Raw genomic sequence first — 17,028 nt, 5'->3', positions numbered from 1 at the left:
GACGGCATCGAGGTGAGTCAAGAACGGCCCGGCAAGATTCTTTGCATCGGGAAATATGGTTGACTTGGTTTCCGCTTTTTTGTCTAACTTGCGCATGGGGTCTGCGAACTGCCCCACGAGGCGTCATGCCATCACTTCGCGTCCAATCCCACGAAAAGGACGTAAACCATGGCCTCGTATAACGCTATTTCCACCGAAAAACTTGCCCGCCTGATCGGCACGGCCAAAGGGCCGGTCGTCATAGATGTGCGCGACGATGAAGACTTCGCCGCCCAGCCGTTTCTTGTCCCATCGTCTTTCCGGCGTCCTTACGCCGACGTGCGGCGATGGGGGGCGGATTATCGCGGTCGCTGGGTGGTTGTGATTTGCCAGAAGGGTAAGAAGCTCTCCGAAGGCGTCGCTGCATGGCTCAGAAATGCCGGTGCCACGGCAGAGACGCTGGAAGGCGGATTCGAAGCCTGGCAGGCTGCTCGCCTGCCGCTCGTTCCAGTCGCTGCCCTACCGGGTGAAAACACGAATGGCGGAACAGTCTGGGTCACGCGCTCTCGCCCCAAGATCGATCGTATTGCTTGCCCGTGGCTGATTCGCCGCTTCGTCGATCCGGCCGCGACATTCCTCTTTGTCGCTGCCCCTGAGGTTGAGGCCGTAGCAGATCGTTTCGATGCAACACCGTTTGATGTGGAAAATGTCTTCTGGAGCCACAGGGGAGAGAACTGCACCTTCGATACGATGGTCAAGGAATTTGGTCTGGCATTTCCGGCACTTCAGCATCTCGCCCTGATCGTCCGCGCCGCCGACACCGACAGGCTCGATCTGGTTTCCGAAGCCGCCGGACTGCTCGCGGCGTCGCTCGGTTTCTCGCGGATGTTCGCCGACGATCTGGAACAGCTGGAAGCGGGCATGACGCTCTACGATGCCTTCTATCGCTGGGCGCGCGACGCCACACAGGAAAAGCACGAATGGGTGCAGCACATCGCGAAGAAGGCCAAAGGCCATGAATGAGGCGGTAACCGTCATCCTGCCGCCATCGCATCCGACATTCGGCGAAGCCACCAAAGTCTGGGCGAAGATCGGTTTGCTCAGTTTTGGCGGCCCGGCCGGGCAGATCGCATTGATGCATAGGGAGTTGGTGGAGGAACGCCGCTGGATCTCCGAGAGCCGGTTCCTGCATGCGCTGAATTTCTGCATGCTCCTGCCGGGGCCGGAGGCGCAGCAGCTTGCCACCTATATCGGCTGGCTGCTGCACGGCACACGCGGTGGCATCGTTGCCGGGTTGCTGTTCATTTTGCCGGGCTTTTTCGTCATCCTCGGCTTGTCGTCGGCCTATGCGCTGTTTCATGAGACCGACTGGCTGACAAGCCTGTTCTTCGGGCTGAAGGCGGCGGTGCTGGCCATCGTCGTCGAGGCGGTCATCCGCGTCGGCCGCCGCGCGCTCAAAACCCGCTTTGCGCTCATCGTTGCAGCGTTCGCCTTCGCAGCCCTGTTCTTTTTTGATCTGCCATTCCCGCTTGTCGTGCTGGCGGCCGGCATTGCCGGATATCTTGCCACGCGCCTGCAGCCCGCAACTGGCGAAAAAGCCATGGCGGCGGCGGCAAAGCAGATACTTGCCGATAAACCGTCGGTCATCGACAGCAGCTTTCCCGATGGTGCTTCAAGCTGGGGCCGCACGTTTCAGCTTCTTGCCACCTGGCTGGCGCTGTGGATCGCGCCGTTCGCCGTCATCGGTGTGATGCTTGGATTTGACACCGTTTACAGCGCCATCGGGCTGTTCTTCTCCAAGATGGCCGTGGTGACCTTCGGTGGGGCCTATGCGGTTCTTGCCTATGTCGCGCAGCAGGCGGTCGAGACCTATCATTGGCTCAAGCCCGGCGAGATGCTGGATGGTCTGGCGTTGGCCGAAACTACGCCGGGACCGTTGGTGCTGGTACTGTCCTTCGTCGGCTTCATGGCGGCCTTCCGTGCACCGCTCGGGCTCGATCCGCTTATGTCCGGCCTGCTCGGGGCGACGCTCGCCACATGGGTGACTTTCGTGCCCTGTTTCCTCTGGATTTTTCTGGGCGCTCCTTATGTCGAGGCCTTGCGCAACAACAGGGCTTTGTCCGGCGCGCTGGCGGCCATTTCGGCAGCGGTCACCGGCGTTATCCTCAATCTGGCCATCTGGTTCGGTCTGCACGTTCTCTTTTCCAGCGTGGAGCGCTTTGCTGCAGGGCCTGTTTCCATGCCGCTCCCCGTCTGGCAGACCTTCCAGCTACCGTCCTTCTGCCTGGCACTTCTGGCAGCCGCGCTGCTGTTTTTCTTCAAGCGCGGCGTCGTGACAACGCTTGTCCTCTGCGCGGCCGCCGGTTGGCTGATCCGCGGATTTTAGTGGTTCGATCCCGTTGCGCGCCGGAAACCTTGGAATTCCGCCGCCATTTTTCCCATGGAGACTTGTGTTTTTAACGTCTGCCTGCGATGTCAGCCCGACCATTTCTTTTCTGCGGGAAGCCAGCATGGCCGTTCGGATCAACAGTTTTCGCGACATTGCCAGCCGTTATGACGTCGTGCTCTGCGATGTCTGGGGCGTGCTGCACAATGGCGTCGAGGCGTTCAAAGGCGCCTGCGTGGCGCTGACGGAAGCGCGCGCCAAGGGGCTGACCGTCGTGTTGATCACCAACTCGCCCCGCCCGCATCCCGGCGTCATCGTCCAGATCCGCGGCCTTGGCGTGCCGGACAGCGCCTATGACCGGATCGTCACGTCAGGCGATGTCACCCGCGCACTGATTTCGGCCGGCCCGAAGAAGATCTATTTCATCGGCGCCGAAAAGGACCTGCCGCTGCTCGAAGGCCTGGGCGTCAGCATGGTTTCCTCCGAGGAGGCCGAGATCATTGTCTGCGCCGGCTTTTTTGACGACGAAAGCGAGACTGCCGAGGATTACCGCGCAACGCTGACCGGCCTTGCCAGGCGCAAGGTGCCGTTCATCTGCGCCAATCCGGATCTGGTGGTGGAGCGTGGCCACAAGCTCATTCCGTGCGCTGGCGCCATTGCCAAGGTTTACGAAGAACTTGGCGGCGAAACCCGGATTTCCGGAAAACCTTATGTGCCGATTTACCGGGCGTCCCTGACGGAAGCCAAGGCCGCGCGCGGCGGGCTCGACCTGTCACGGGTGATCGCGATTGGTGACGGCATGCCGACGGATGTCAAGGGCGCGCAGGATTTCGGTCTCGACGTCCTTTATATCAGCGCGGGCATTCACGCCGCCGAATATATGACCGGTGAAAAGACCGACGAATCCAAGCTGACGGCATTCTTGAAAAACGAAGGCGTCACGCCAAAATGGTGGATGCCGAGACTGGCTTGACGGATTGGCGCGATCGGCCCGCACGAGAGACGACTGGCGAACGGACATGACAGTTTTTCATCGCAACGAGACCCGCGAACCTCTTCCCGAAGCGCTGCGCGGCGGCGTCATCGCCATCGGTAATTTCGATGGCGTGCATCGTGGTCATCAATCGGTTCTGAACCGGGCGCTGGAAGAAGCGCAGGCGCGGGGCGTTCCGGCGCTGGTTCTCACCTTCGAGCCGCATCCCCGCAGCGTCTTCCGGCCGGACCAGCCGGTATTCCGGCTGACGCCGGCACCGCTGAAGGCACGCATCCTTGAAGGCATGGGTTTTTCCGCCGTCATCGAATATCCGTTCGACAAGACGTTCTCGCAGCTGTCCGCATCCGATTTCATCCGCTCCATCCTGATGGACTGGCTGCATGCGAGCCATGTGGTCACCGGTTTCGATTTCCATTTCGGCAAGGGCAGGGAAGGCGGCCCTGCCTTCCTCATGGCTGCCGGTGGCGAAAACGGCTTTGGCGTGACGCTGGTCGATGCGTTTCGGGATGAGAACGCCTCGGTGATCTCCTCCAGCCATATTCGCGGATTGCTGGGCGAGGGCGATGTCACCCAGGCGGCCGGTCTGCTCGGCTACCGCTATACGGTGGAAGCGGAAGTCATCGGCGGCAAGAAGCTTGGCCGCACGCTGGGTTATCCCACCGCCAACATGCAGCTGCCGCCGGAAGTTGAATTGCGCAACGGTATCTACGCCGTGCGCTTCCGCCGCGCCGATGGCAGCCTTCATGATGGTGTGGCGAGCTTCGGCAAGCGCCCGACGGTCGATAGCGACGGCATTGCCCTGCTCGAAACCTTCGTCTTCGATTTCTCCGGCGATCTCTATGGTGAAATCTGTTCGGTCTCCTTCTTCGGCCATCTGCGCGATGAGCTGAAGTTCGATGGTCTCGATCCGCTGGTGGTGCAGATGAAGCAGGATGATGCGGAAGCCCGCGCCTTGCTTTCCGGCGTCAAGCCGCTCAGTGTGATCGACAGCAAAATCGCATTCGGTCCGGATGCCAATTCCTAAAGGATAATGCCGATGGCTACCACGCCCCGCCGGCCCGTCAGCGCCATGGATGCTGCAGAGGCCCTGTTCAAACCGGCCAAGAAGGCACCGGCACCAGCCGTCGAAAAGCGCGCTCTGCCGGAAACCAAGGAACTGGTGTCGATCAAGCTCGACAGCGCCGTGTTGCATTATTTCCAGGACGATGGCCCCGGCTGGCAGGACCGCATCAACGATGCACTGCGCGCCGCAATGCAGGCGAATCCGAAGGACTGAGTCAGCTTATCCGATTTGTCCGATACGGTTCGCTTCGTCGCTTCCAGTGAGGCCGTATCAAAGCTTGCGGTCGGATCCCGCAGTCTTGAGAATGGCGTTCGCAGTATGGCGGCTTTTCAAATTTCGCGGAACGAGCACCATTTTACCGGTGGCACGCGATTGCCATTTCTCGTGTGAGCCTTTGGCATTTGTTAGATATTCGTAGCCGAGGGCAAGGAGGATATCACAGACCAGCCTGTAGTATCCTTGCACCATTATGCCGCCACCGGAAACGCTGGTCTCTGCCAGAGAATGGCTGGAATGAGGTCACGTAACGGCGTTCCGGCAAGGTCGGGCAGGCTGATATGGTTCGCCACAATCAGGTCGATCGCCGTACCGAAAATAATCTCTTCGAACTCGTCGATCGTGGTGGCTTCGATGTGGAAACCTTCGATGTCGCTTTCCGAATAAAACACCATTGCCTCAGGGTCCCAGACCGCCTTTACAAAAAATGTCCGCTTGACCATCTGTTGCTCCCGTTTCGACCTTGCTATCGGCGATGCGCTATCTGATCCAATATCATATAATGCAGTGGAAATTACGTTTCATCACAATGAACCATATCGTTCTTTGAAACTTTGCCGTTGTCATCTTCCTTTTCGCGCAAAAACCGCTTAAACAACCGGCCACCATGACCCGATATCGTCGATTGATACGTGATCAGCGAATTATTGGCCCGGCCTTCTGAGCGCTCTGACTGCAGCCGGAAGGTCCGGGTTTTCGGCGTTCGGCCTGAACGCCACCGTTTCCCTTATGATATCCCGTTCGCACGCGCGGCGACACGCGCCCAGATATGATTGCTGAAACCATGACCGATACCGTTGAAAAGCTCGATTATTCCAAGACCCTCTATCTGCCGGAAACCGAATTTCCGATGCGCGCCGGCCTGCCGCAGAAGGAGCCGGAAACGGTTGCCCGCTGGCGTGAGATGGACCTCTACAAGAAGCTGCGGGCTTCCGCCGCTGGCCGCGAAAAGTTCGTCCTGCATGACGGCCCTCCCTATGCCAACGGCAACATCCACATCGGCCACGCGCTGAACAAGATCCTGAAAGACGTCATCACCCGCTCGTTCCAGATGCGCGGCTATGATAGTAACTATGTTCCGGGCTGGGATTGCCACGGTCTGCCGATCGAGTGGAAGATCGAAGAGGAAAACTACCGGGCCAAGGGCAAGGCCAAGCCAGACCTGAAGCAGCCGGACGCGATGATCGAGTTCCGCAAGGAATGCCGCGCCTACGCTGAAAAATGGATCAAGATCCAGGGCGACGAGTTCAAGCGCCTCGGCATCATCGGCGATTTCGACAATCCGTACCTGACGATGAATTTTCACGCGGAAAGCCGCATCGCCGGCGAACTCCTGAAGATCGCCATGAGCGGCCAGCTCTACCGAGGCTCTAAGCCGATCATGTGGTCGGTTGTCGAGCGCACGGCGCTGGCGGAAGCCGAGGTCGAGTATCATGAATATGAGAGCGATGCGATCTGGGTGAAGTTCCCGGTGGCTGCCGGTGCGCCGGCTCTCGTCGGCGCCCATGTTGTCATCTGGACGACTACGCCCTGGACGATCCCGGGCAACCGCGCCGTCGCCTATTCGCCGAAGGTCTCCTATGGCCTGTACGAAGTGACGGCTGCCGAGAACGACTTTGGTCCGCGTCCGGGCGAGAAGCTGATCTTCGCCGATGCGCTTGCAGACGAATCCGCCGCCAAGTCCAAGCTGACGTTCAAGCGTCTGCTCGACGTGTCGGCAGACGATCTTGCGGGTCTCACGGCTGCCCACCCACTCAAGGATCTCGGCTACGACTTCGTCGTCCCACTCCTCCCAGGTGATCACGTCACTGACGATGCCGGTACTGGCTTCGTCCACACCGCGCCGTCGCACGGCCGCGAAGACTTCGAGGCCTGGATGTCGGGCGTCAAGGAACTCGAAGCCCGTGGCATCGACACGCGCATCCCGTTCCCGGTCGATGACTCGGGCACCTACACCGCCGACGCTCCCGGTTTTGAGGGCGCCCGCGTCATGGACGACAACGGCAAGAAGGGTGATGCCAACGACCGCGTCATCAAGGCGCTGATCGAGCGCAACGCGCTGTTTGCCCGCGGCCGCCTGAAGCACCAGTATCCGCACAGCTGGCGCTCCAAGAAGCCGATCATCTTCCGCAATACGCCGCAGTGGTTCGTCTATATGGACAAGGACCTGACGGACGGCACGACGCTGCGCACCCGCGCCCTGACCGCGATCGACGACACCCGTTTCGTGCCGGCTGCCGGCCAGAACCGCCTGCGCGCCATGATCGAACAGCGCCCGGACTGGGTTCTGTCGCGTCAGCGCGCCTGGGGCGTGCCGATCTGCGTCTTTGCCGACGAAGAAGGCAATGTCCTGCAGGATGCCGAGGTCAATGCCCGCATCCTCGAGGCCTTCGATGCCGAAGGTGCGGATGCCTGGTTTGCCGCCGGTGCCAAGGAGCGTTTCCTCGGCAACAAGCATGACGCATCCAAGTGGACACAGGTCATGGACATCCTTGACGTCTGGTTTGACAGTGGCTCGACCCACACCTTCACGCTGGAAGACCGCCCGGACCTGAAATGGCCGGCGGACGTCTATCTGGAAGGTTCCGACCAGCATCGCGGCTGGTTCCATTCCTCGCTGCTCGAATCCGCCGCCACCCGCGGCCGCGCGCCCTACGATACGGTCATCACCCATGGCTTCACCATGGACGAAAAGGGCCAGAAGATGTCGAAGTCGCTTGGCAACGTCGTCTCGCCGCAGGACGTGATGAAGGATTCTGGCGCCGATATCCTGCGTCTCTGGGTCATGACCACGGATTATTGGGAGGACCAGCGTCTCGGCAAGACGATCATCCAGACCAATGTCGATGCGTACCGCAAGCTACGCAACACCATCCGCTGGATGCTCGGCACGCTCGCCCATGACAAGGGCGAGGAGATCGCTCTCGCTGACATGCCCGAACTCGAACGCCTGATGCTGCATCGCCTGGCCGAACTCGACCAGTTGGTACGCGAGGGCTACGACGCCTTCGACTTCAAGAAGATCGCCCGCGCGCTGATCGACTTCTCGAATGTCGAGCTCTCGGCCTTCTACTTCGATATCCGCAAGGACGCGCTCTATTGCGACGCGCCGTCGAGCCTGCGTCGCCGTGCCTCGCTTGCGGTCATCCGCAAGCTGTTCGAGTGCCTCGTGACCTGGCTTGCGCCGATGCTGCCCTTCACCACGGAAGAGGCCTGGTTGTCGCGTGATCCGTCTGCGGTCTCCGTGCATCTGGAACAGTTCCCGATCGTGCCGGCCGAGTGGCGCGACGAGGCTCTGGCCGAGAAGTGGAAGAAGATCCGCGACGTTCGCCGCGCCGTCACCGGTGCTCTGGAAATCGAGCGCCGCGACAAGCGGATCGGCTCTTCGCTGGAAGCGGCCCCGGTGGTGCACGTTGCCGATGCGGATCTGATGCAGGCATTGGATGGTCAGGATTTTGCAGAAATCTGCATCACTTCCGGCGTCACCATCGTTGCGGGCATGGGACCGGCCGGCGCCTTCTCGCTTGGCGATCTGGCATCAGTCAGCGTCGAGCCCGTGCTTGCCGAAGGCGTCAAATGCGCCCGGTCCTGGCGCATCACGGCCGATGTCGGCTCCGATCCGGCATTCCCCGATGTCTCCGCCCGCGATGCCATTGCGCTTCGCGAGCTCGGATACGCTTCTTAAGGGATTGTTTACCGGATGAATTGCGTAATTGCGGTTCATCCGGTAAACCTGCCTGAAAATCGGCGGATTTATCCGTCATGGGCGCAGCAATGCCGCTCAAGTATCGATCGTGCCGGCACCGCTGGAAGGGTTTTCATGGGAATGACGCGAGAGTTTCGACTGTATGCCGGCCTGTTCGGCATTGTAACCGGCAGCTTTGTCTTGACCGGCTGCATCGGCGGCCCGACCTACGGCACGGACAAGACCGCCGGCGAGCATCTGGTCGATGACCTTGGCAGTGCAGTCAGCATCGCGCCGTCCAATCCCAACAACGTCAAGTATCAGCCGCGCCCCGGCCTGGTGTTGCCGCCCTCGAGCGAAACGGCGCAACTCGTGCAGCCGCAGCAAAACCTGGCGACCAAAGACAATCCGCAGTGGCTCGAATCGCCGGAAGACACGCGCCAGCGTCTGCGCGAGGAAGCCGACGCCAATGCCGATAATCCGAACTACGTTTCGCCGCTGGCCAAGGCGAGTGCCAACGGTCGGGCCTTGACCAAGAGCGAGCAGACACAGGCCTATCGCGAGGCCCGCAAGATCCAGATGGGCGCCTATGCCGACAAGCGCCGGTTCCTCAGCGACCCGCCGCTCGAATACCGCAAGCTGCCGGAAGAGGCGACGGCGGATCTGGGCGAGCCGGAACAGGTCAAGGAGCGCCGCCGCAAGAAGGAAGCCGCGATCAAGGGCAGCGGCAAGAAGTGGTACCAGGTTTTCTGATCCGGCATGTTCAAGATCCGCGCGGCCACACCTGACGACGCAGGCACGATCCTGCGTTTCATCACCGAATTGGCAATCTACGAGAAGGCCGGCCACGAGGTCGAGGCGACCGTTCAGTCGGTCACCTCTTCGCTGTTCGGCGAAAATTCCGTTTCGCATGCGGCGATCTGCGAGCGCGATGGCGTTCCCGTCGGTTTCGCCGTGTGGTTCTTCAGCTATTCCACATGGCTGGCGCGCAACGGGCTTTATCTCGAAGACCTGTATATCACGCCGGACCAGCGCGGATCGGGCGCCGGGCGCACGATGCTGCGCTATCTGGCGCAGATCGCGGTCGAGAAGGGATGCGGCCGCTTCGAGTGGAGCGTGCTCGACTGGAACGAGCCGGCGATCAAGGCCTATGAGGCAATCGGCGCCGAGCCGCTGTCGGAATGGACACGCTATCGCCTGTCCGGCGCGGCTCTTGAAAGCTTTGCTGCCGGATAGGATTTCCTGTTTGGCTGTTTAGCGTCTTCCGGCAAAGAACGCCCTGAGGATATCTGCCGCACTCTGACCGGAAAGACCGGAATACACATCCGGCGCATGATGGCAGGTCGGTTGATGGAAGAAGCGGACGCCATTGTCGACGCCGCCGCCCTTCGGATCTTCGGCGCCATAATATACCCGGCGCAGACGGGCAAACGAAATGGCTGCCGCGCACATGGTGCAGGGCTCCAGCGTCACGTAGAGATCGGCACCGTTTAGCCGTTCTGCCCCGATGGCGCTCGCTGCCGCGCGGATCACTTCGATTTCGGCATGCGCGGTGACATCGTTGCGCTCGCGCGTGCGGTTTCCGGCGCTGGCGATGACTGCGCCATTGACGACAAGGACGGCGCCAACCGGCACTTCGCCACGCGCCGCCGCCATTCTGGCTTCTTCCAAGGCCAAATCCATAAACCGGCTCGTTTCAGCCATCGTTGAGACCTGCGATAATTTCTCTTAACCCAAGGGCCGTGACCTGATAGGACAGCCCAAAAGGCAGGCAACACAAATGACATTCAAAGACAAGCCCCAGCGGCCTGGCGGCAAGCCCGCACGGTCCGACAAGAAGCCCTATACCGGCGCGCGCAAGACCGCTGCCGATCATTCGGGCGAAACGAACGAAACGGAAAAGCCGCGCAAGCCACGGTCGGCGGCGGCAGAAACCGTCGGCGCCGATGTGCCGCAGCGCATTTCCAAGATCATGGCGCGCGCCGGCGTGGCCTCGCGCCGCGACATTGAGCGGATGATCATGGAAGGCCGCGTTTCGCTGAATGGCAAGCTGCTCGACAGCCCGGTCGTCAACGCGACGCTCGCCGATCACATCGAAGTGGATGGCCAGCCAATCCGCGGCATCGAGCGTACGCGCCTGTGGCTCTATCACAAGCCGTCGGGCCTGGTGACCACCAATTCCGATCCGGAAGGCCGCCCGACGGTTTTTGACAACTTGCCGGAAGACCTGCCGCGCGTCCTGTCCATCGGCCGTCTCGACATCAACACCGAAGGCCTGCTGCTGCTTACCAATGATGGTGGTCTGGCGCGTGTTCTCGAACTGCCCGCCACTGGCTGGCTGCGTCGCTACCGCGTCCGCGCGCATGGTTCGATCGACCAGGCGGCGCTCGACAAGCTGAAGGACGGCATTGCCGTCGACGGCGTGCTCTATGGCGCCATCGATGCGACGCTCGACAAGGTTCAGGGTTCCAACGTCTGGATCACCATGGGCCTGCGCGAAGGCAAGAACCGCGAAATCAAGAACGTCATGGGCGCGCTGGGCCTCGACGTGAACCGGCTGATCCGCATTTCCTACGGTCCGTTCCAGCTCGGCGAACTGCCGGAAGGCCAGGCGCAGGAAATCCGTGGCCGCACGCTGCGCGACCAGCTCGGTCCGCGCCTGATCGAGGATGCCAAGGCGAATTTCGATGCGCCGATCTTCGACGCTGCAGCCGCCGAAGACGAAAAGCCGCAGAAGAACGAATGGGCCGCCGGAAAGCCGGAAGCCCGCGAACGCGGTGGTTTCAAGGAAAAGGCCGGCGACAAGCGCGAGCGGGCGCTGTCGCGCCTGGATACAACACGGCGTGATGACCGCAGCGGCGGCCGTGGCGACCGCAATGACCGTGGCGGACGTGATGCGCCGGCTGCGAAATTCGACGAGCCGAAGCGTGAACCGGGTTTCCGCGCCCGCAAGGCCAATGTCTGGATGGCGCCCGGCGCCAAGCCGCTGGCGGAAAAGAAGCCGAAGGACGCACAGGCTGCCGATACTGCCGAGAAGCCGGTCCGCCGCGAGCGCCCGGAAGGCGCGCCGACGAGCAAGCGCTACGGCCGCAACAAGGACGGCGTCGCTACCAAGTCCAACAGGAAGTTCGATCCGGACCGCAAGAAGGCGTCGGTCTACGACCGTCCTGATCGTGGTCCGCGTGTGATCGTGACTCGTGATTCCGACGACAACGATTGGATCCGCGCAACCGACGAGCCAAGCCGCGATGAAGGCCGTGGCGGCGACCGCAGGCGTTCCGGGGGTGATGATCGTGGTGGCCGCAGTTTTGGCGACCGCGCCCCGCGTGGCGATCGTCCGCAGGGGGATCGTCCGCCGCGGCGCGATGGCGACAAGCCGTTCGGTGATCGCAAGCCGCGTGCCGAAGGTGCCCGTTCGTTCTCCGACCGGCCCAGAAGCGATCGGCCTGCCGGTGATCGCCCGCAAGGCGACCGTCCGCGCAAGCCCTTTGGTGAAAAGTCGTTCTCGCGTGAGGATGGCGACCGCAAGCCGCGTGATTTCGGTGATCGTCCACCGCGTGGGGATCGTCCCCAGGGCGACCGCCCGCCGCGTCGCGACGGTGACCGTCCGTTCGGTGGCAAGCCCTCTGGCGACCGGCCTTTCGGTGGAAAATCGTTTGGCGGCAAGCCGGGTGGCGCAAAGCCGTTCGGCGCCAAGACTGGTGGTCCGCGCAAGCCCGGCACGGGTGGCGGCAAGCCTTCGGGGGGCCGTCCGGCCGGTGGTGGCAAGCCACGCGGACGCGGGAACTAAGCGCCGGTGCGGATCGTCGGTGGCGAGTTTCGCGGGCGCGGGCTCGCAACGCCCAATTCCAACGACATCCGGCCGACCACGGACCGGACGCGCGAAAGCCTGTTCAACATCCTGAGCCATTCCTATCCGGAAGCGCTCAGCGGTGGGCGCGTTCTCGATCTCTTTGCCGGCACCGGTGCGGTCGGGCTTGAAGCCCTGTCGCGCGGCTGCCGCCAGGCACTGTTCGTTGAAATGGGCGCTGAGGGTAGGGGGCTCCTTCGTACCAATATCGAAGCGTTCGGCCTGACAGGCCGGGCGCGTGTCTTCCGCCGCGATGCGACTGATCTCGGTCCGGCCGGCACCGTCGAGCCGTTCAATTTCCTGTTTGCCGATCCGCCCTATGGCAAGGGCCTCGGAGAAAAGGCACTTGCGTCGGCTGCGAGTGGCGGCTGGCTGGTGCCGGGAGCACTTGCCGTGCTCGAAGAGCGGGCCGATGTGCATCCCGTCTTGCAGACTGGTTTCGACTTCATCGACGACCGCCTGTTCGGCGAAACCAAGATGCATTTCTACCGTTACCGCGCCGCGTGATACCGGAAAGACGCTGAGCATGACGCAAGGCTTCGAAACATTGAAAAAATCGGCGGATCCGACCGTTGCAATCGCCTTTGGCGGTGGTGGCGCGCGCGGCCTCGCCCATATTCACGTCATCGAGACGCTGAACGAACTCGGTATTCGCCCCGTTGCCATTGCTGGCTCATCCATTGGGGCGATCATGGGGGCTGGCATGGCGGCGGGCCTCACAGGTGCCGACATCCGCGACCATACGCTTGCGACCGTTGGCCGCCGCAAGGAAATCGTCAACCGCCTCTGGAGTCTACGCCCGTCGAGCTTCACGCAGGCCGTGGCCGGTGGCTTCCGGTTCGGGCAGTTCAATCTGGAGAGAATTCTGCCCGCTTTCCTGCCGGAGGCGATCCCGAAAGACTTTGGCGAACTCGGTATTCCGCTGCAGATTGCCGTGACGGATTATTACGGGCAGGCGGAACATGTCTGCCAGAGCGGCGATCTTCATCAAGCTCTGGCTGCATCGGCGGCAATCCCGGCCATGTTCATGCCCGTCCGGATTAACGGGCGCGTGATGATCGATGGTGGCATTTACAATCCGGTTCCCTTCGATCACCTGATGGGCCGTGCCGATATCGTCATTGGCGTCGACGTGGTCGGCGGCCCGGATGGCGACGGCGAGACCATGCCGAGCCGCATCGACAGTCTGTTCGGCGCAAGCCAGCTGATGATGCAATCGATCATTGCCATGAAGGTGAAGGCGCATCCGCCGCACATTCTGCTGCGCCCGGAGGTCAATCGTTTTCGGGTGATGGATTTCTTGAAGGCGCAGGAAGTGCTGACCGCGACTGCTGCCGTGAAGGATCAGCTGAAGACGGCGCTTGATGCCGCCTTCAGCGCGAGAGCCCGTGGCTGAGACGGATCAATCGGCTCCGGCCAGAACGTCGTTTGCAGGCTTTGCCTTGCTGGCAGGGCCTGACGGCAGGATATCGTCATCGGCTGCCAGCGAGGACGCTGTCTCGCGCTTCGGCTTGATCAGTGGCTCTGGCTTGACCGGTTCGAAATGCAGCATGTCACGCCCGGCGCTGATGCCCTCTGCTTCCTGCACCACCAGCCGGGCCTCGTCGCGGCGGCGAATATCGTTCATGATTTCTTGCGCCTCGTTGTCGGCGATCCCCAATCCTTCCAGCGTCTTGCGGCCGAACACCAAGCCGGACTCGAACGTCTCGCGCAACTCGTAATCGACGCCGCGGGCGCGCAACGACAGGGTATGCAGCCGGTCATAGGCGCGTGCGTAAATCCGGGCATTCGGATATTCCGCCTGCACCATGTCGACGATCCTGTCGGTGATTGCCTGTTTCTGGGTGCAGATGGCGACGATCTTGGCTCGCTCGATCCCGGCCGCGCGCAGCACGTCCAGCCGTGTTCCATCGCCGAAATAGATGCGGAATCCGAAAGTCGCCGCCTGCCGGACGCGGGCGGCGGAATGATCGATGATCGTCACTTCTCGGCCACCTGCCAGAAGGATCTGCGAGGCGATCTGGCCGAAGCGGGAGAACCCGATCATCAGCACATCGGCACCGGCGCCGTCGAAATCCTCTTCCAGCTCTTCCGTTGCTTCTTCCTGATCCTGCATGAGCAGCCCGGCCAAGGCGGAGGCCGCAGGCGTCAGCGCCATCGACAGGGTAACGACGACAATCAGCAGCGAGGCCCAGCTGTCGGGAAACACGCCTGCAGTGGCCGCCGCCGTGAACAGCACGAAGCCGAATTCACCTCCCTGTGGCAGGAGCAAGCCGATGCGCACGGCATCATTGTGCGGCGAGCCAGTGACCCGGCAGAGCGTATAGATAGCCACGGCCTTGACCAGCATCAGCAAGGGGACGGCAATCAGGATCAACACATAGTTTCCGGTGATGACACGCAGGTCCAGTGACAGCCCGACCGCCATGAAAAACAGGGCGAGCAGCAGTCCGCGGAAAGGCTCGATATCGGCTTCGAGCTCATGCCGATAGGACGACTCCGCCAGAAGCACGCCGGCGAGAAAGGCTCCCATCGCCATGGAAAGCCCTGCGAGCTGCATCAGCGTGGCGGCCCCCAGGACGATAAGCAGCGCTGCTGCGATCATGACTTCGCGCGCCCCGGTGCGGGCAATGACCTGGAAGAGTGGGTTGAGCAGATAGCGGCCGGCAATGACCAGGATCAGGATTGCGCCAATGGCTACGGCGAAATCCTGAAGCGGCGGTGTCGTATCTTCAGGGGCCTGTAGCGCGACCAGTGGGATGAGTGCCAAAAGCGGCACGATCGCCAGATCCTGCAAGAGGAGGACGGAAAAGGCACGCTGACCGTAGCGCGTATTGGTATCGCCTTTTTCATCGAGAATCTGCAGCGCAAAGGCCGTCGATGACAGCGCCAGTCCGAAACCGGTGATGATGCTGCCGCTCCAGTCCAACAGGCCGCTGCAGAAAACGATCGCCGAGATCACGGTGCCGGTCACAAGGACCTGTGCGGTGCCAAGCCCAAAGATATCGCGCCGCATCTGCCAGAGCCGGGATGGCTTCAGCTCCAGTCCGATGAGGAAAAGCAGGAAGACAACGCCGAGCTCGGCAAATCCGAGGATCTGCTCGCCATCGCTGATCTGGTGGAGCAGCGGGCCGATGATGATACCGGCCGCAAGATAGCCGAGAACGGTGCCGAGCCCGAGTTTCTTGAAGATCGGCGCTGCCGCGACGGCGCCGCCGAGCAAGAGCAGAGCCTGTGAGGTAAGGGCGGGTGTCGTCGACATTACGTGTTCTTTCCTGGCGCGCAGCTGCATGTTGCAGCTCTGGCGTGTCTGGGCGGGCAGGAGTCGCCCTAAATTCGGCATTTGGCCGGAGGCGGCGATCAAGAATCAGGATATGCCCTTGATGCCGGTCCTACTGCACAATAAATGGAGCGGGAATGAAAGGCTAAATCATGTCCGATATTATCGATTCCGGTGTTCTGCAGACAAGGGCGGCAGCGCTCATCGATTTGGCGCTGAAAGCGGGGGCCGACCAGGCGGATGCCGTGGTGGTCCGGGGACGCTCACGGTCCGTTTCCGTTCGCCTCGGCAAGGTCGAGGGCACCGATGCCTCGGAAAGTGATGATTTCTCGTTGCGGGTTTTCGTTGGCCGTCGTGTCGCCAGCGTTTCTGCCAATCCGGGGTTCGATCTCAAGGTCTTGGCCGAGCGTGCCGTGGCGATGGCCAAGGCCTCTCCTGAAGACCCGTATGCAAGCCTTGCAGACAGCGAGCGGCTGGCAAAATCCTACCCTGACCTCGAACTTTACGATTCAACGGAAGTCTCGACGGAAACGTTGACCGCTGCAGCACTCGAGGCTGAAGAGGCAGCGCTTGCCGTCAGCGGCGTTACCAACTCCAGCGGTGCAGGCGCCTCCGCCGGCATGGGCGGCCTAGTACTGGTCACGTCGCATGGTTTTTCCGGTGCCTATATGGGCACGCGTTTCGGCCGTTCCGTCAGCGCCATTGCCGGCGACGGCACCAAGATGGAGCGCGACTACGACTTCGACAGCCGCCTTTATTTCGCCGACCTGAAATCCGCAGCCGAGATCGGCCGCACGGCTGGCGAACGGGCAGTTGCGCGCATTGGTCCGCGCCAGGTGCCGACGCAGAAAAACGTCACTGTCGTGTTTGATCCGCGCATGTCGCGCGGTTTTGCCGGACACATTGCCGGTGCGATCAATGGTGCGTCGGTTGCCCGCAAGACCTCGTTCCTGCGCGACATGATGGGAAAGCCGGTGATGAAGGCCGGGATTACGGTCACCGATGATCCGTTGGTGGTGCGCGGTTCGTCGTCCCGCCCGTTCGACGGCGAAGGTGTCACCGGGCAGAAATTGTCGATGATCGAGGATGGCGTGCTGCAGCAGTGGTTCCTGTCCACATCGACCGGCCGGGAATTGGGTCTGGAGACCAACGGGCGCGGCGTGCGCGGCGGCACCGCGGTCTCCCCTTCTGCGACCAACTTTGCGCTGGAACCCGGCAATATCTCGCGCGAAGACCTGATCCGCAGCATCGGAACGGGTTTTTATGTGACCGAACTGATCGGTCAGGGCGTCAATATGCTGACCGGCGAATACAGCCGTGGTGCATCCGGTTTCTGGATCGAGAATGGCGAATTGACCTTCCCGGTCTCGGAGGTAACGATTGCTTCCAATCTCAAGCAGATGTTCTTTGCCATCACGCTTGCCGACGATATTGACCGCAAGTTCGGCATAGCTGCCCCGACGCTTGCTATTGAAGGCATGACGCTCGCCGGTAAGTAAGCGCTACTACACGCAT

At 61.7% G+C, this 17,028-nt stretch carries 15 protein-coding genes; 12 read left to right on the top strand and 3 right to left on the bottom strand.

The annotated features are described in order from the left end of the window. Positions 1–168 precede the first annotated feature (168 nt). The 5 genes from ACSQ3J_RS03800 to ACSQ3J_RS03780 all read left to right on the top strand — a co-directional run bounded on the left by ACSQ3J_RS03800 (position 169) and on the right by ACSQ3J_RS03780 (position 4,635). On the top strand, positions 169–1,002 hold the full coding sequence (locus ACSQ3J_RS03800; RefSeq protein WP_060504743.1) for a chromate resistance protein ChrB domain-containing protein: 834 nt from the start codon (positions 169–171) through the stop codon (positions 1,000–1,002). Further along, entirely contained in the window at positions 995–2,365 is a 1,371-nt protein-coding gene (gene chrA / locus ACSQ3J_RS03795) for a chromate efflux transporter (protein WP_060504744.1), read from the top strand. The genes ACSQ3J_RS03800 and chrA overlap by 8 nt, the downstream gene beginning before the upstream one ends. A gap of 124 nt (positions 2,366–2,489) precedes the next feature. Then, positions 2,490–3,338 carry a TIGR01459 family HAD-type hydrolase gene (locus tag ACSQ3J_RS03790; protein WP_060504745.1) on the top strand — a complete coding sequence of 283 codons (849 nt, stop codon included), beginning with the start codon at positions 2,490–2,492 and terminating at the stop codon, positions 3,336–3,338. 46 nt (positions 3,339–3,384) lie between these two features. Further along, on the top strand, positions 3,385–4,383 hold the full coding sequence (locus ACSQ3J_RS03785; protein ID WP_060504746.1) for a bifunctional riboflavin kinase/FAD synthetase: 999 nt from the start codon (positions 3,385–3,387) through the stop codon (positions 4,381–4,383). 12 nt (positions 4,384–4,395) lie between these two features. Beyond that, complete coding sequence (locus tag ACSQ3J_RS03780) at positions 4,396–4,635, top strand: BrnA antitoxin family protein (RefSeq protein ID WP_060504747.1); 240 nt, start codon at positions 4,396–4,398, stop codon at positions 4,633–4,635. Between the two features lie 254 nt (positions 4,636–4,889). Here the strand turns inward: ACSQ3J_RS03780 and ACSQ3J_RS03775 are convergent, their stop codons facing one another. After that, positions 4,890–5,141, bottom strand: coding sequence for a DUF1902 domain-containing protein (locus ACSQ3J_RS03775; protein ID WP_060504749.1), 252 nt, complete (start codon positions 5,139–5,141; stop codon positions 4,890–4,892). Between the two features lie 341 nt (positions 5,142–5,482). On the opposite strand from ACSQ3J_RS03775, the gene ileS reads away from it, so the two are divergent. The 3 genes from ileS (at position 5,483) to ACSQ3J_RS03760 (ending at position 9,619) form a co-directional block, all read left to right on the top strand. Continuing rightward, a complete protein-coding gene (ileS, locus tag ACSQ3J_RS03770) occupies positions 5,483–8,383 on the top strand; it encodes an isoleucine--tRNA ligase (RefSeq protein WP_060504884.1) in 2,901 nt (966 codons plus the stop codon). A 135-nt stretch (positions 8,384–8,518) separates the two neighbouring features. Next, positions 8,519–9,136, top strand: a complete 618-nt coding sequence (locus ACSQ3J_RS03765; protein WP_060504750.1) for a hypothetical protein — start codon at positions 8,519–8,521, stop codon at positions 9,134–9,136. Positions 9,137–9,142: 6 nt separating this feature from the next. Further along, the gene (locus ACSQ3J_RS03760; protein WP_060504751.1) at positions 9,143–9,619 is read left to right on the top strand and encodes a GNAT family N-acetyltransferase; all 477 of its coding nucleotides are present in this window, start codon (positions 9,143–9,145) and stop codon (positions 9,617–9,619) included. Positions 9,620–9,637: 18 nt separating this feature from the next. Here the strand turns inward: ACSQ3J_RS03760 and ACSQ3J_RS03755 are convergent, their stop codons facing one another. Next, the gene (locus tag ACSQ3J_RS03755) at positions 9,638–10,087 is read right to left on the bottom strand and encodes a nucleoside deaminase (protein WP_436038667.1); all 450 of its coding nucleotides are present in this window, start codon (positions 10,085–10,087) and stop codon (positions 9,638–9,640) included. A gap of 76 nt (positions 10,088–10,163) precedes the next feature. Here ACSQ3J_RS03755 and ACSQ3J_RS03750 point away from each other — a divergent pair, with 76 nt between their 5' ends. The 3 genes from ACSQ3J_RS03750 to ACSQ3J_RS03740 are packed head-to-tail and all read left to right on the top strand — an operon-like array spanning position 10,164 to position 13,629. Continuing rightward, complete coding sequence (locus ACSQ3J_RS03750) at positions 10,164–12,173, top strand: pseudouridine synthase (RefSeq protein ID WP_436038666.1); 2,010 nt, start codon at positions 10,164–10,166, stop codon at positions 12,171–12,173. 6 nt (positions 12,174–12,179) lie between these two features. Beyond that, positions 12,180–12,740 carry a 16S rRNA (guanine(966)-N(2))-methyltransferase RsmD gene (rsmD, locus tag ACSQ3J_RS03745; RefSeq protein WP_436038665.1) on the top strand — a complete coding sequence of 187 codons (561 nt, stop codon included), beginning with the start codon at positions 12,180–12,182 and terminating at the stop codon, positions 12,738–12,740. Positions 12,741–12,759: 19 nt separating this feature from the next. After that, positions 12,760–13,629: a patatin-like phospholipase family protein gene (locus tag ACSQ3J_RS03740; protein WP_436038664.1), complete on the top strand. Its 870-nt coding sequence runs from the start codon at positions 12,760–12,762 to the stop codon at positions 13,627–13,629. Between the two features lie 6 nt (positions 13,630–13,635). Here the strand turns inward: ACSQ3J_RS03740 and ACSQ3J_RS03735 are convergent, their stop codons facing one another. Next, positions 13,636–15,495, bottom strand: a complete 1,860-nt coding sequence (locus tag ACSQ3J_RS03735; RefSeq protein ID WP_436038663.1) for a monovalent cation:proton antiporter-2 (CPA2) family protein — start codon at positions 15,493–15,495, stop codon at positions 13,636–13,638. 170 nt (positions 15,496–15,665) lie between these two features. On the opposite strand from ACSQ3J_RS03735, the gene ACSQ3J_RS03730 reads away from it, so the two are divergent. Then, entirely contained in the window at positions 15,666–17,012 is a 1,347-nt protein-coding gene (locus ACSQ3J_RS03730; RefSeq protein ID WP_060504757.1) for a TldD/PmbA family protein, read from the top strand. The last annotated feature ends 16 nt before the right edge of the window (positions 17,013–17,028 follow it).

It is taken from the genome of Rhizobium sp. LjRoot98 (assembly GCF_964252935.1).
Lineage (GTDB): Bacteria > Pseudomonadota > Alphaproteobacteria > Rhizobiales > Rhizobiaceae > Pararhizobium.
Note: the sequence above shows the minus strand (reverse complement) of the source record. Positions and strands in the feature narration are given on the sequence as shown.

Bases quoted from the DNA above. Each gene is read 5' to 3' on its own strand.
- ACSQ3J_RS03740 (WP_436038664.1), top strand. From the start codon at position 12,760: ATGACGCAAGGCTTCGAAACATTGAAAAAATCGGCGGATCCGACCGTT.
- ACSQ3J_RS03755 (WP_436038667.1), bottom strand. From the start codon at position 10,087: ATGGCTGAAACGAGCCGGTTTATGGATTTGGCCTTGGAAGAAGCCAGA.
- ACSQ3J_RS03765 (WP_060504750.1), top strand. From the start codon at position 8,519: ATGGGAATGACGCGAGAGTTTCGACTGTATGCCGGCCTGTTCGGCATT.
- ACSQ3J_RS03800 (WP_060504743.1), top strand. From the start codon at position 169: ATGGCCTCGTATAACGCTATTTCCACCGAAAAACTTGCCCGCCTGATC.
- ACSQ3J_RS03780 (WP_060504747.1), top strand. From the start codon at position 4,396: ATGGCTACCACGCCCCGCCGGCCCGTCAGCGCCATGGATGCTGCAGAG.
- ACSQ3J_RS03790 (WP_060504745.1), top strand. From the start codon at position 2,490: ATGGCCGTTCGGATCAACAGTTTTCGCGACATTGCCAGCCGTTATGAC.
- ACSQ3J_RS03735 (WP_436038663.1), bottom strand. From the start codon at position 15,495: ATGTCGACGACACCCGCCCTTACCTCACAGGCTCTGCTCTTGCTCGGC.
- ACSQ3J_RS03760 (WP_060504751.1), top strand. From the start codon at position 9,143: ATGTTCAAGATCCGCGCGGCCACACCTGACGACGCAGGCACGATCCTG.
- chrA (WP_060504744.1), top strand. From the start codon at position 995: ATGAATGAGGCGGTAACCGTCATCCTGCCGCCATCGCATCCGACATTC.
- ACSQ3J_RS03750 (WP_436038666.1), top strand. From the start codon at position 10,164: ATGACATTCAAAGACAAGCCCCAGCGGCCTGGCGGCAAGCCCGCACGG.
- ACSQ3J_RS03785 (WP_060504746.1), top strand. From the start codon at position 3,385: ATGACAGTTTTTCATCGCAACGAGACCCGCGAACCTCTTCCCGAAGCG.
- ACSQ3J_RS03775 (WP_060504749.1), bottom strand. From the start codon at position 5,141: ATGGTCAAGCGGACATTTTTTGTAAAGGCGGTCTGGGACCCTGAGGCA.
- ACSQ3J_RS03730 (WP_060504757.1), top strand. From the start codon at position 15,666: ATGTCCGATATTATCGATTCCGGTGTTCTGCAGACAAGGGCGGCAGCG.
- ileS (WP_060504884.1), top strand. From the start codon at position 5,483: ATGACCGATACCGTTGAAAAGCTCGATTATTCCAAGACCCTCTATCTG.